This window comes from Pandoraea pneumonica, assembly GCF_902459645.1.
GTDB lineage: Bacteria > Pseudomonadota > Gammaproteobacteria > Burkholderiales > Burkholderiaceae > Pandoraea > Pandoraea pneumonica.
Map to the genome: position 1 here is coordinate 1,343,096 of NZ_CABPSK010000002.1, position 13,186 is coordinate 1,356,281.

At 62.2% G+C, this 13,186-nt stretch carries 16 protein-coding genes; 4 read left to right on the plus strand and 12 right to left on the minus strand.

Going from position 1 to position 13,186, the window contains the following annotated elements; translation table 11 throughout:
• Positions 1-30: 30 nt before the first annotated feature.
• Positions 31-1,482 carry a catalase gene (locus PPN31114_RS15245; RefSeq protein WP_150680284.1) on the plus strand — a complete coding sequence of 484 codons (1,452 nt, stop codon included), beginning with the start codon at positions 31-33 and terminating at the stop codon, positions 1,480-1,482.
• A gap of 91 nt (positions 1,483-1,573) precedes the next feature.
• Here PPN31114_RS15245 and PPN31114_RS15250 read toward each other — a convergent pair whose 3' ends face one another.
• The gene (locus tag PPN31114_RS15250) at positions 1,574-2,221 is read right to left on the minus strand and encodes a thiamine phosphate synthase (RefSeq protein WP_150680285.1); all 648 of its coding nucleotides are present in this window, start codon (positions 2,219-2,221) and stop codon (positions 1,574-1,576) included.
• 139 nt (positions 2,222-2,360) lie between these two features.
• Here PPN31114_RS15250 and PPN31114_RS15255 point away from each other — a divergent pair, with 139 nt between their 5' ends.
• The 3 genes from PPN31114_RS15255 to PPN31114_RS15265 all read left to right on the plus strand — a co-directional run bounded on the left by PPN31114_RS15255 (position 2,361) and on the right by PPN31114_RS15265 (position 4,230).
• Positions 2,361-2,849 carry a Dps family protein gene (locus tag PPN31114_RS15255; protein ID WP_150680286.1) on the plus strand — a complete coding sequence of 163 codons (489 nt, stop codon included), beginning with the start codon at positions 2,361-2,363 and terminating at the stop codon, positions 2,847-2,849.
• Between the two features lie 148 nt (positions 2,850-2,997).
• Positions 2,998-3,789, plus strand: a complete 792-nt coding sequence (locus tag PPN31114_RS15260; protein WP_150680287.1) for a YdcF family protein — start codon at positions 2,998-3,000, stop codon at positions 3,787-3,789.
• Between the two features lie 33 nt (positions 3,790-3,822).
• Entirely contained in the window at positions 3,823-4,230 is a 408-nt protein-coding gene (locus PPN31114_RS15265) for a GlcG/HbpS family heme-binding protein (RefSeq protein WP_150680288.1), read from the plus strand.
• 383 nt (positions 4,231-4,613) lie between these two features.
• On the opposite strand, the gene hemP is transcribed toward PPN31114_RS15265, so the two are convergent.
• From hemP to PPN31114_RS15320, 11 genes are all read right to left on the minus strand, one after another.
• On the minus strand, positions 4,614-4,865 hold the full coding sequence (gene hemP, locus PPN31114_RS15270; protein ID WP_150680289.1) for a hemin uptake protein HemP: 252 nt from the start codon (positions 4,863-4,865) through the stop codon (positions 4,614-4,616).
• Positions 4,866-5,015: 150 nt separating this feature from the next.
• Positions 5,016-5,486 (minus strand): SRPBCC family protein, encoded by a 471-nt coding sequence (locus PPN31114_RS15275; protein WP_150680290.1) that lies wholly within the window; start codon positions 5,484-5,486, stop codon positions 5,016-5,018.
• A gap of 113 nt (positions 5,487-5,599) precedes the next feature.
• Positions 5,600-6,010, minus strand: coding sequence for an OsmC family protein (locus PPN31114_RS15280; RefSeq protein ID WP_058377503.1), 411 nt, complete (start codon positions 6,008-6,010; stop codon positions 5,600-5,602).
• Positions 6,011-6,104: 94 nt separating this feature from the next.
• Entirely contained in the window at positions 6,105-6,995 is an 891-nt protein-coding gene (locus tag PPN31114_RS15285) for a pirin family protein (protein WP_150680291.1), read from the minus strand.
• A 220-nt stretch (positions 6,996-7,215) separates the two neighbouring features.
• Positions 7,216-7,638, minus strand: a complete 423-nt coding sequence (locus PPN31114_RS15290) for an ExbD/TolR family protein (RefSeq protein WP_150680292.1) — start codon at positions 7,636-7,638, stop codon at positions 7,216-7,218.
• 27 nt (positions 7,639-7,665) lie between these two features.
• Positions 7,666-8,406 carry a MotA/TolQ/ExbB proton channel family protein gene (locus PPN31114_RS15295; protein WP_150680293.1) on the minus strand — a complete coding sequence of 247 codons (741 nt, stop codon included), beginning with the start codon at positions 8,404-8,406 and terminating at the stop codon, positions 7,666-7,668.
• A 39-nt stretch (positions 8,407-8,445) separates the two neighbouring features.
• On the minus strand, positions 8,446-9,147 hold the full coding sequence (locus PPN31114_RS15300) for an energy transducer TonB (protein WP_150680294.1): 702 nt from the start codon (positions 9,145-9,147) through the stop codon (positions 8,446-8,448).
• A gap of 377 nt (positions 9,148-9,524) precedes the next feature.
• A complete protein-coding gene (locus PPN31114_RS15305) occupies positions 9,525-9,788 on the minus strand; it encodes a (2Fe-2S)-binding protein (RefSeq protein ID WP_150680295.1) in 264 nt (87 codons plus the stop codon).
• 213 nt (positions 9,789-10,001) lie between these two features.
• Positions 10,002-10,874 carry a glutamate racemase gene (murI, locus tag PPN31114_RS15310; RefSeq protein WP_150680296.1) on the minus strand — a complete coding sequence of 291 codons (873 nt, stop codon included), beginning with the start codon at positions 10,872-10,874 and terminating at the stop codon, positions 10,002-10,004.
• Between the two features lie 102 nt (positions 10,875-10,976).
• Positions 10,977-11,456 (minus strand): bacterioferritin, encoded by a 480-nt coding sequence (gene bfr / locus PPN31114_RS15315; RefSeq protein ID WP_150680297.1) that lies wholly within the window; start codon positions 11,454-11,456, stop codon positions 10,977-10,979.
• Positions 11,457-11,659: 203 nt separating this feature from the next.
• Positions 11,660-13,183 (minus strand): fumarate hydratase, encoded by a 1,524-nt coding sequence (locus PPN31114_RS15320; RefSeq protein ID WP_150680298.1) that lies wholly within the window; start codon positions 13,181-13,183, stop codon positions 11,660-11,662.
• Between the last annotated feature and the right edge of the window lie 3 nt (positions 13,184-13,186).

The window sequence follows — 13,186 nt, forward strand, 5'->3', positions numbered from 1 at the left end:
TTGACCGATCAAGAAACAGGAGAGCCTCGCATGTCCGACACCAAGAAACTCACGACCGCCGCCGGTGCGCCGGTGCCCGATAACCAGAACACGATGACGGCAGGGCCGCGTGGCCCGGCGTTGTTGCAAGACGTGTGGTTCCTCGAAAAGCTCGCTCACTTCGACCGCGAAGTCATTCCTGAGCGCCGCGTGCACGCCAAGGGCTCCGGTGCCTACGGCAAGCTCACCATCACGCACGACATCACCCGCTTTAGCCGCGCACGCGTGTTCGAAGCCGTCGGCAAGGAGACGCCGGTATTCCTGCGCTTTTCCACCGTCGCAGGCGAGCGCGGTGCTGCCGATGCCGAGCGCGACGTGCGTGGTTTCGCGCTGAAGTTCTATACCGACGAAGGCAACTGGGATCTCGTGGGCAACAACACGCCGGTGTTCTTCGTGCGCGATCCGCTCAAGTTTCCCGACTTCATCCACACGCAAAAGCGCGACCCGAAGACGAATCTGCGTAACCCGACAGCGGCATGGGACTTCTGGTCACGCCATCCGGAATCGCTCCATCAAGTCACCATTCTGATGAGTGACCGTGGCTTGCCTGCGAACTATCGCCAACAGCACGGCTTCGGCTCGCACACGTTCAGCTTTATCAACGCGGCGAACGAGCGCTTCTGGGTGAAGTTCCACTTCAAGTCGATGCAGGGTGTCGAGAACCTGACCAACGCGCAAGCGGCCGAAGTGGTTGCCGGTGATCGCGAGAGCGCCCAGCGCGACCTGTTCGATGCCATCGAGGCCGGTAACTTCCCGCGCTGGCGCATGCAAGTGCAAGTGATGCCCGAGGCCGATGCCGCGACGTACGCCATCAACCCGTTCGATCTGACGAAGGTGTGGCCGCACGGGGACTATCCGTTGATCGACGTGGGCGTGCTCGAGCTCAATCGCAATCCGGAGAACTACTTCGCGGAAGTCGAGCAGGCGGCGTTCAATCCGGCGAACGTGGTGCCGGGGATCAGCTTCTCGCCGGACCGCATGTTGCAGGGCCGTTTGTTCTCGTACGGCGACACGCAGCGTTATCGCCTCGGGGTGAATCACAGCGCCATTCCCGTGAACGCGCCGAAGTGCCCGTTCCACAACAGCTTCCACCGCGATGGTGCGATGCGCGTGGACGGCAATCTGGGCGGCACCACGAACTATGAGCCGAACCGCTACGGTGCGTTTGCCGATCAACCGGAGTTCCGCGATCCGCCGGAAGCCGTGGGCGCAGTGGCCGATCGCTACGACCATCGCGAGGACGACGACTACTACTCGCAGCCGCGCGCGTTGTTCCGGTTGTTCGACGATGGGCAGAAGTCGCGCCTGTTCGGCAATATCGCTGCCGCCATGCAGGGCGTGCCGGACGATGTGGCCGATCGGCAACTTGAGCATTTCACCAAGATCGATCCGGCGTATGCGCAAGGGGTGAAAGCGGCTCGCGAGGCGCTGGCGAAGCGGTAACGACGGGACCGTTACTTAGAAGTGATGCAGAGGCGGCACAGGGGCGAGGCGGCTCACACCGTCTCGCCAGTGTCGTTCTCGCAGTGTGAATTCAGCCCGCGGGCCAGAACGCGCGAATGGCGGCGACGCCGTGGGCACCTGCGTTGCGTGCGGTGCTCAGGGTCTCGGCGCGCATGCCGCCGAGGGCGAACACCGGCAGCGTCGTTTGCGCGGCGAGCGCTGAGAAAGCAGGCCAGCCAAGCGGCGTGGCATCGGGATGCGTTGCGGTGGCGAGCACCGGCGAGAGGGTCACGAAGTCAGCACCGATGCGGTGGGCTTGCGCGAGTTGCGCGGCATCGTGACAGGCGGCGCTCACGAGTTTCCATCCTGCGGGCCGTGCGGCGCATGCCAGCAGCCGCGCGCTGGTCAGGTGCCAGCCATCGGCGTGCGGGACAGTATCCGCGTGCAATCCGTTCGCGGCATCGAGCCAAAGGTCGGCGACGTCAGCGCGTGGATTGAGCAGCAACTGCGCGCCTGCGGCATGGGTGAGGGCCAATGCCGACTCCGCCAACGCGCGGTAACCGTCGGCATCGAGCGAACGGTTGCGCAGTTGCACCAGGCGAATGCCGCGCGCCAACGCCTGCGCGAGCAGAGACGCAAACGACGCGATCTGCGCAACGGAGGTGACTTCCGGTGTCACCAGAAGCTGACGGGGAAGCGCGGGGTCGGCAGCGCCGGTTGCGCTGGACAGGCTGGACATCGACAGGAATCGGGCAAGGTCGGCGGGCATGCGGCAGTGTAACCGGAACATTAATCGCGTTACCGCATCAGACCAAGTGTGTAACTCGTATCGCGACGCGATGCGGGTAACCCTAGTGAATCAAACGAACGGAGTCATCATGGCAAAGAAAAACAACGTCGCCACCGTGAACATTGGCATTAGTGAGAAGGATCGTAAGCGCATCGTCGAAGGGCTGAATCACCTGCTCGCCGACACCTACACGCTGTATCTGAAGACGCACAACTTCCATTGGAACGTCACCGGCCCGATGTTCAACACACTGCATCTGATGTTCGAAGGGCAGTACAACGAACTGGCGCTGGCCGTCGACCAAATTGCCGAGCGTATTCGTGCGCTGGGCTATCCGGCACCGGGCACTTATAAGGAATTCGCGAAGCTATCGTCGATTCCCGAGGCCGAAGGCGTGCCGAGTGCTGAAGAGATGATTCGTCAGCTTGTCGAGGGGCAGGAAGCCGTGACGCGCACCGCGCGCGGCATCTTCCCGACGGTGGACGCGGCCTCGGACGAGCCGACCGCCGACTTGCTCACCCAGCGCATGCAACTGCACGAAAAGAACGCGTGGATGCTGCGTAGCTTGTTGGCTTAACGCGCTAGCACACGCTAGTACGCGCTTGTTCGCGTCGGTATGCGCCGGATTCCCGGCGCATACCACCGGCACCTTTATCACCCCTATCGAATGAGAAATGTCATAGAGAAAGGGTGCACTCATATGGGCAGTCCAGTACACTCGCTGGATGCCCACCGATTGGCTTTTCCGCAACCTCCTCGTCGGTTTGTTTCTGCCGCCCGCCAATGTTTTGGTGCTGGCGGCGCTTGCGCTGATTGTCTGGCGGCGCTGCCCGCGTATCGGTAAGACGCTCGCCGTGACGGCCGCATTGGCGCTATGGCTTCAGGCGATGCCCTGGGTGGGCGATCGTCTGACGCGCAGCTTGAGCGTCGGCACACCGGTGGACGTGAAAGCCCTCGACGCGGCACGCCAGTCACCGCAGAGCGCTGGCGAACTGCCGCAGGCCGTCGTCATTCTTGGCGGTGGGACCAGCGTCGGCGCAACGGAATTCGGCCGCGCCGAGGGGGCCGATTTGCCCCCGATGGCAATCGCCCGCGTGCGCTATGGCGCGTTTCTCGCACGCCATGCACAACTGCCTGTTCTCGTGTCCGGCGGTGCGCCGTCGGGCTTTCCCATTGCAGAGGGTCGCCTGATGGCGCAAATCCTCACCGAAGAATTCGGCGTACCGGTCCGCTGGACTGAGGCTCAATCGCTGAACACGGCGCAAAACGCCATCTTTAGCGCGCGCATGCTGACCAATTCCGGTATCACGCGCGTGTATCTGGTCACGAGCGCCTGGCATATGCGCCGCGCCCGCGATCAGTTTGTGCGCGCTGGGCTCACGGTGGTACCCGCACCGTGCTGCAACGAGCGCGCACTCGATCCCGAGGTCATTCCCGGCTGGTGGCCGACACTCGACGGCATGCGCAGTACGCGCTTCGCCCTGCGCGAGTGGATGGCGATCGCCGTAGGGCACTAAGCCGCTTTTCACCCAACTGAATGAGAGAGACATATGAAGACGAAAGCCGTCCTGACCGCTGAAGACGTACAGAAGATCAACGCTGCTGCCGTGGCCGAAGCCACCGCGAACGGCTGGAATGTGTGCATCACGATCGTCGACGACGGCGGTCACGCGTTGTCGCTGCATCGCATGGACGGTGCTGCCCCCAGCACCGCAATGATGTCGCTGGGCAAGGCGCAGACGTCGGCCGTGGGGCGTCGCGACAGCGGTGTGTTCGAAGAGATGATCAACGGTGGCCGCTTCGCGTTCCTGAGCGCGCCGAACACGGCGATGCTCGAAGGCGGCGTCGCGATCGTGTTCGAGGGCAATGTGATCGGTGCAGTGGGCGTGTCGGGCGTGAAGTCGGTGCAGGACGCACAGATTGCCCGTGCCGGTATTGCTGCGGTGGTTGGCGCGTAAGCACCAAAAAGAAAACCCGCAGCTCGTGAGCGGGTGAAAAAAGAAAACCCGCTCTCGCGAGCGGGTTAAAGGCTTGTCAGGCCGGATGGCCGCAACCTGAGGCTTGGCAGGCTGGGCCACGAGGAGAACATCAATGAAACCCTTGTGGCTGGACAAAAAAAGTGGCTTGGCTGGCGCGCAACGCAGGTAGAGAGGGGCTTGCCGTAACTACATGGGATCGCGTTGCGTTCGCTGGCTACTGCCAAACACCTCTTAGGCGAGGTGGTCCCCACAAAACTCGGTGAAGGCGGCGGCAAGGTCGTGGTCAAGCCACCGCCAAAATTCTTTACTTCGCCTTCGTACTGCCGGTTGCTACAAGTGACTGAGGGTACGGCTAACTTCGGTTACTTCGTCAGAATCAACTTGCCGTAGCGCGTAGCGCGCAACTGGTAAGTCTGACCGTTGTGCAAGATGTTCACGCATTGCGTGCCTTGCAGCAGATGGTCGCTCGTCAAGACGCGGCCGGTTGCGTTGCTGGCCGGCTTCGCTGCTGCCGGGCTGGCCACTTGCGTACGCGACACCGACAAGGTGCGGCGCGGCGCCGTAGCGGGCGTGGTCTGGCGTGCAGTGGTGTGGCTTGCGCTCATCTGGCTCATCCGTATGTCTGACTGTGAGAAGAATCTTAAATGAGAATCATTCCCATTTATATTTGAATTTGACTATTGTTCTCAAGTCGGCAATAGATTTTCTGGATTCGAGAACGCCGGACGCGATGACGACGCGTCCGGCGTGAAGATGCGCGCTGCTTAGTCGAGCGCGCCTTGTTCGGCGAGGGCGCGGATGTGCGCGATGGTGTCGATATCGGCCTCGCGATAGGCCGATTTCACGAACTCGCTGTACCGGGTGTCGGCGCTCGGCGCGTCTTCGGGCAGCGTGGTGCTGTAGATGAAGCGCACGAAGTAGTGCGTGGGCGTCGGCTCCTCGATCTTCATCGTGAGTGTGCCGCCCGCGTGCTGGTCGGTGGCCGCCGTTTCATAGCGCACCGATTGCAGCGCCTCGAAGATCACGCGATCGCGCACCACCGCTTGTCCGAAGCGAAGCTCGCGCACCAACGTGTCGTCCGTGCGCTCGTGCACGATGCACTCGTCGAGCCCCAGCACGAAGTTGGCCGGTTGCTCAGCACGCAGCACGAGGCCGTTCCAGAGTTGCTCGCGCGAGAGCGCAAAGGCCAGCGGGTTCAGGAGGTCGTTAACCTCGATCAGGTGTTCGTACTGCAAGAAGTTTCCCCTTGAATTGATAACCGCCAGCGCGCCATTCTGGCGGGCCGGCGGAGCAGGTTCGGGCTGCGACAGTCGACGGTGACCCGTCTCGGCGTATTGGCGTCTCGGCGTTACTCGATCAGCGAACTGTCGATGGCAATCGTTCCCGACAATACCTTGTGAATTGGGCACGCGTTGGCGATTTCCAAGAGGCGCTGCCGTTGTTCTTCCGACAGATCGCCACCCAGCTCGATCTTGCGCGTGATTTGCGTCGTCCCCGCGGCCGGTTTGCCGTCCGGATTCATGGCCAGCGTGACTTTCACTTCCTTGAGCGGCCATTCCTTGCGGCGGGCGTACATCTGCAACGTGATCGACGTGCACGCACCCAAGCTCGAGAGCAGCAGCGCGGACGGCATGGGACCTAGATCGCCACCGCCAAGCGAGGCGGGCTCGTCGCCAATCCATTCGTGCTTGCCATCCGAGAGACGCGTGGTGAAACCGGCGGCGCCCAGATGGGCGGTGACAATCGCTTCTGCGCTCATAACAACTCCTGTTAGATGCACTCATGGGTCACAACGCACTATGCGTGTCATTGTGACCCAATTCAGTCCTGCAAGTGCAATGCACGCGCGTCGATCAGGCTCCCGTTGCCGGAATGTGGCCCATCCGTCCGGCCTGAAAGTCGAGAATCGCCTGACGAATCTCGCCTTCCGTGTTCATCACGAACGGGCCGTAACGTGCCACCGGCTCACCCAGCGGCTTGCCGCCGATCAGCAGGAACGACAGCGGGGTGTCGCTCTCGTTGCGCACGGTGACGCCTTCGCCCTCGTTACCGAACACGACCATCTGGTGCTTCTTGGCAGCCGTCGGCTCGGCTCCGAATTGCCCTTCGCCGTCGACCACATAGGCAAACACATTGAAGTCGGCCGGCACCGATTGTTCGAGCACCGCTTGCGGCTGCAACGTGAAGTGCTGATACAGAATCGGCGTGCGGGTCTCGATTGCGGCCTTCGTGCCGAGCGCCTCACCGGCGATCACACGCACCGACACCTTGCCGTCATCGCTGGTGGCGACAGGAATCCCGGCCGCAGGCAGTTCCTGATAGCGCGGCGTCATCATCTTATCGACACGCGGCAGGTTCACCCAAAGCTGGAAGCCGTGCATCTCGCCGCCGCGCTCCTGAAACGCCTTCGACGGCATTTCGGAGTGAATGACCCCGGCACCGGCCGTCATCCACTGCACGTCGCCGGGCGTGAGCTTGCCCGCATGACCTTGCGAGTCACGGTGCTCCATTTCGCCTGCCAGCAGATACGTCACGGTCTCGAAGCCGCGGTGCGGGTGATCGGGCGCGCCCTTGGCTTCGCCCGGTTCGACCTGCATCGGCCCCATTTCGTCGAGCAGTAGGAACGGATCGAAATCCATCAGCATGCGCGTCGGAAACGGACGGTTGACGTAAAAGCCGGCACCCTCCTGCGTTTGCGCAGCCGTGAAGACGCGGGCCACCGGGCGGGTTTGGGTCGTACTCATGAGGGGACTCTCCTGTGTGGGCTGATACGCATAGGGCGTCATCAGTCCGTTGTCATGTGCAGACTATATCGGGGCGAGTGGGGCGGGGAGTAGCCCGGAAGCGGGGAAGGATTGTTACCCGATTGGAACAATCGAGCGGAAGTCGGTGCGGCAGACGAAAAAAAGCGCGGTGATGAACACCGCGCTTTTCGTTTCAGCGATTCGTGAATCGACCGGTGGCTTACTTGGCCGGTTCGGTCACGAAGCCGAGTTTGGTGACACCGGCCGACTGTGCGTCGGCGAGCACCTTGGCGACGCTCTCGTAACGCACGTTCTTGTCGGCGAAGAGGTGCAGTTCCGGCTGCGGCTGCGCGTCGGCGGCTTGTTGCAGGCGAGCGTGCAGCGTGGCCTCGTCGACCTCTTGCTTGTCCCAGAAGACGGTGCCGTCAGCCTGAATCGACAAATCGATCTTGGCCGGCTTGGTGTCTTCCGGCTGGCTGCTTGCCTGCGGCAGGTCGAGTTTGACGGCGTGGTTGAGCACCGGCAGCGTCACGATGAAGATGATCAGCAGCACCAGCATGACGTCGACGAGCGGCGTCATGTTGATCTCGCTCATCATGCCGTCGTCCATGCTTTCGTCGCTGCTATAAGACCCCATGGCCATGGCGAACTCCTTCTCTCTTGCTGCGGCTTAGCTGGCGCTGGCCGGGGTGGACTTGCGCACCGGCGTGACGTTGCTCGCGAACTGCGGCGAATGCAGGCTGGCGCCGGTCAGGAAGTAGGCGTGCAGGCTGTGGGCAAAGCGGTTGAGCTTCGAGACCACACCCTTGTTGCCGCGCGTCAGGGCGTTGTAGCCGAGCACTGCCGGGATCGCGACGAACAGACCGAAGGCGGTCATGATCAGGGCTTCACCCACGGGGCCGGCCACTTTGTCGATGGTCGTCTGACCCGATGCGCCGATGGCCAGCAGGGCGTGATAAATACCCCAAACCGTACCGAACAGACCGACGAACGGCGAGGTCGAGCCGATGGAGGCGAGCAAGGCCAGACCGCTTTGCAGGCGCGAGACCGTGTCGTCCACCGAGTTCTTCAGGGCACGCGTGATCCAGTCGCTCACGTCCATCTTGTCGTGCAGATGGGGCTGGCTTTGGCGATGGTGTTCGGCGGCGTCCTGACCGGCGAGGGCCAGTGCGAGGAACGGGTTGTTGTTGCCCGACGATTCGCCCAGCTTTTGCAGACCGGCGGTGAAGTTCTCCGAGTGCCAGAAGTCGGGTTCGGCAGTGCGCGTGAGGCGGCTCAGACGGAAGATCTGCGTGCCCTTGATGATGATGACCGTCCACGACAGCACCGACATCACCAACAACACGATCGCGATGGCACGGGTGACGAAATCGCCCTGCGCCCAGACGTGGCTCAAACCATACTCTTGCATTTTGCGTTCCTCTGGAAATCCAGTTCGTGAATCGTTACGTTAATTATTGAGATTAAACCCGAAGGCCTTGACTGCCGTCGTCTCGACCGCGCGGCCGTTCTGCATCGCGGGCGTGCAGCGCATCTTGTTCGCAGATTCAATGGCGGCTTTATCAAGACGAGGGAAACCGCTCGACTTGGTGACTTCTGCGCTCGTTACCCGGCCGTTCGCGCCGATGACGAGGCGCAACGTCGTCGTACCTTCTTCGGCGTTGCGGCGCGACATCGACGGGTAGATCAGCGGCGGATCCGGGCACTCGATCTTCAATCCTTCTACACGTCCCGGCGGTGCGGCAGCGGGGGCGGGCGTCGGCGGTGCCGGCGGCGCGGGTGGGGCCGTATCTTTCACTGGCTCGGATTGCTGCGGCGGGGCAACGGGTTCGGCCTTCTGCGTAATCGCATTCTCAGGCTGCACACGCGGCTTGGGCGGCGGCGGGGCGACCTTTGGCTTCGGCGGCTCTGGGGTCGGCTTCGGCGGCGTGGGCTGCGGCGGCGTCGGTGCGACTTGCGGCGGGATGATCGTGGCGGAGAAGACCGTCGGAACAATCGTCGCCTTCTCAGGCTCGTTGCGCAGTTGCGACAAACCAATGAGTGCGGCGAGGTGGACGGCCACAATCGCCACCGCGATCGCGATCGCTCGCGGCGACGTTAACGGATCGCGGCTCGGCGTGAGCGCGAGGGTCGTAGGGGGCACGGTCGACATGGTAACGGCTAGGGTACGCTAATTGCGGCGATGAACGGTGAGTGAAGCGCGCTGTGCGGAACTCGGGGTTCGGATGGGCCGGACGTGCGATCAAAGGAAAACCGCGCCAAGGGGCGCGGTCGGCGAATACAGCGAATGCGCGAAGCAGACAGCCTGACGTGCACTCACCTTCGAAACAGGAAGAACGATAAGCATAACGTCGATACAAAGCCAATCAGGAGTTCCATTTGACACCTCCGGGGGTGACGCGAATCGCTGGCTGGCGCATGGCCGCCTGATGCGGTTGACCGCATGCGAGACGCCTGGCTGGCTCCCTTGCCTTCGCGACTTACCGCAGTGTCGCAACGGCGAATTCCTAACGGTTGGCGCGCGCTGAATTACGCGGCCAACGCAAGTTCTTGCATGACGACGACTTCGGTCGTGGTCGTGGTGACGTCGCAAGCCGACTGGCAGCAGCCACCGCACGAGCGGCCACAGCAGGGCGTGGCACCCGCGACCATTTCTTGAACGTACGGACCGCACTTGCCGCAGCATAGGGCTACGCCGAGGTCGATCTGAAGATCTTCCATCGAGGTGGCGCCAGCGTCGAGACAGGCCTTGATCTGGCGCTCGGAGACGGATTTGCAGACACAGACGATCATGATGAAAACGTCAAAATGTAACACTAATGAGAATAATTATTATTTAAGCAATCGGATTTTGCAAGCCCCAATGACCTATCCCATGGCACGCACATGGATATACGGGTGTTTGAATCGGGCTAAACAGTTGGACGTCGTGGGAAGGTTGTGCAGCCCGAATTTGGGCTGAACGCCCGTGTGGCGGGCTTCGGCGGGCGGTGCCCGCCGTCCGGTTCAGTCGGCGAGCGCCGAGGCTGTTTTGATGGCCGTGTCGGTTGCGGGCCACACGGCACCGTCAATTCGACCGATTTCGACGGTCTGCGCGACGGGCGGATTCACGAGCAGGCGGTCCGCCATGGTCTGAAGGGCGTGAACGTTCGCTGTCGTGAATAACTGCATATCGCCGCTCGCGCCGGGTGTGCGGGGAGCGCACAGATCATCCGCTTCGAGGCGGCGCTGCAATTGGCGGGCGATGGCGGCGCCGGTGTCGATGAGCGTCAGCGCGCCGCCGAAGCGCTGTTGTATTGCCGGGATCAGAAACGGGTAGTGCGTGCAGCCCAGCACCAGCGTGTCGGCCCCTTGCGCCACCATCGGTGCGACGTAGCGTTCGAGCAACGCCATGACGGCAGGGGAGTCGACGTCGCCCGCTTCGATGCGTTCCACGAGGCCGTGCCCCGGTTGGCAAAGAAAGCGCTGACCTTGCGCCGTGTGACGGGCGAGTAAGTCGGCGAAGCGCGCGCTACGCAGCGTGGCGGCCGTTGCCAGCACCCCGATCACGCCGCTGCGCGATGCGGTGGCGGCGGGCTTGATGCCAGGCTCCACGCCTACGACCGGCCACGACGCGTCGGCGCGCAACGCGGCGACGCCGTGAGCGGTGGCCGTGTTGCAGGCAACGACGAAGGCTTTGGCACCGCGCTCGCGCAGCCAACGCCCTACGGCGAGACTGCGCTCGGCAATGAAGGCATCGGGACGTTCGCCATAGGGGGCGAAGGCGGAGTCGGCCACATAGAGCAGCGACTCGTGCGGGAGCAGGGCGCGTACGGCTTGGAGGACCGAGAGGCCGCCGAGACCGGAATCGAAGACGCCAATCGGCGCGTTGGAGGGCATGGCAAATAGAAAAGGGCCGGCAAATTGCCGGCCCCGAAATTCTAGCGCAAAGCCCGTTGGGCGGTGTTGACCAGCGGGCTTTGTGCGTTTGTCTTACGTGGTTCAGTCTTCGAACGAAGCCATGCCCGACTGTTGGTAGTTTTGCAGGCCGACCTTGGCGATCAGTTCGATCTGCGTTTCCAGCCAGTCGATGTGTTCTTCCGTGTCGTGGAGAATTTCGTTGAAGATTTCGCGCGAGACGAAGTCTTTCACGCTTTCGCAGTGGGCGACGCCTTCCTTGCAGGTCTTTTGCGAGAGGTATTCGAGCTTCAGGTCGCAAGCCAGAATTTCTTCCGTGTTCTCGCCGATGAGCAGCTTGTGGAGGTCTTGCAGGTTCGGCAGGCCGTCGAGCATGAAAATGCGCTCGATGAGCTTGTCGGCGTGCTTCATCTCACCGATCGACTCGTCGTACTCGTGCTTGCCGAGCTTGTCGAGGCCCCAGTGTTTGTACATGCGGGCGTGCAGAAAGTACTGGTTGATCGCGGTCAGTTCGTTGGTGAGCTGAGCGTTGAGGAGTTCGAGGACTTTCTTGTCGCCTTTCATTTCGGATCCCTATATGCAGTTGTGCAATTTGCAAGCGGTTGAACGATAGCCTGAAAACCGCCGAAAGCCAAGCCCTGTAAGGCTTTTCGTGAACCGAGACACGAATGGTAACGCGATCCATTCGCGTTGATTTTGCATCGTCTTTCGCAAGAAAAAGGCCCGGACAGTGCCGGGCCTTTGACTACAACATCGCTACCGCTGGATTACTCCGCCGCGACCGGAATCTTACCGATCTTGGCTTGCCATTCCTTCGGGCCGGTTTGGTGCACCGACACGCCGGTGGCATCCACGGCGACGGTGACAGGCATGTCCTTCACGTCGAATTCGTAGATGGCTTCCATGCCCAGGTCTTCGAAGGCCAGCACGCGTGCGGCGCGGATTGCCTTCGACACGAGGTAGGCGGCGCCGCCCACGGCCATCAGGTATGCAGCCTTGTGCTTCTTGATGGCTTCGATGGCAGCCGGGCCACGTTCCGACTTGCCGATCATGACGGCGAGGCCCGTCTTCGACAGCATCATGTCGGTGAACTTGTCCATACGCGTGGACGTGGTCGGACCGGCCGGGCCGACGACTTCATCGCGTACCGGATCGACCGGGCCGACGTAATAAATCGCACGGCCATTGAAGTCGACCGGCAGCGGCTCGCCCTTGGCGATCATGTCGGCGATGCGCTTGTGGGCAGCGTCGCGGCCCGTGAGCATCTTGCCCGAGAGCAGCAGGGTCTGACCCGGCTTCCAGCTGGCGACTTCTTCCGGCGTGAGCGTGTCGAGGTCGACGCGCTTGCTCGTCTCGGTGTTCGGTGCCCAGTGCACGTTCGGCCAGGCGTCGAGCGACGGAGCGGCGAGGAACGAGGGGCCCGAGCCGTCGAGCGTGAAGTGGGCGTGGCGCGTAGCGGCGCAGTTCGGGATCATCGCGACCGGCTTCGACGCGGCGTGCGTCGGGTAGTCGAGAATCTTCACGTCCAGCACGGTGGCCAGACCGCCGAGACCTTGCGCGCCGATACCCAGTGCGTTGACCTTCTCGAACAGCTCGATACGCAGCTCTTCGTTCCAGTTTTGCGGGCCGCGCTTGATCACGTCATGAATGTCGATCGGGTCCATGAGCGATTCTTTGGCGAGCACCATGGCTTTCTCGGCCGTGCCACCGATACCGATGCCGAGCATGCCCGGCGGGCACCAACCGGCGCCCATCGTCGGCACGGTCTTCACCACCCAGTCGACGATCGAATCGGACGGGTTGAGCATCACGAACTTCGACTTGTTTTCCGAGCCGCCGCCCTTGGCTGCGACCGTGATGTCGACCTTGTCGCCTTCCACGATCTCGTAGTGGATGACAGCGGGCGTGTTGTCCTTCGTGTTCTTACGGCCGGCTTCGGGCGGGGCGACGATCGAGGCGCGCAGGACGTTGTCCGGGTGCATGTAAGCCTGACGCACGCCTTCGTTGATCATGTCGGTGAGGCTGCGCTTGGCATCCCACTGCACGTTCATGCCGACCTTCACGAAGACCGTCACGATCCCGGTGTCCTGACACAGCGGACGGTGGCCTTCGGCGCACATGCGGCTGTTGGTCAGAATCTGTGCGATGGCATCTTTAGCAGCGGGGCTTTCTTCGGCCTCGTAGGCGCGGCCCAGTGCTTGGATGTAATCGTCCGGATGGTAGTAGCTGATGTATTGCAGGGCACCGGCGACGCTCTGAATGACGTCGTCTTCTTTAATGACGGTAGACATGAA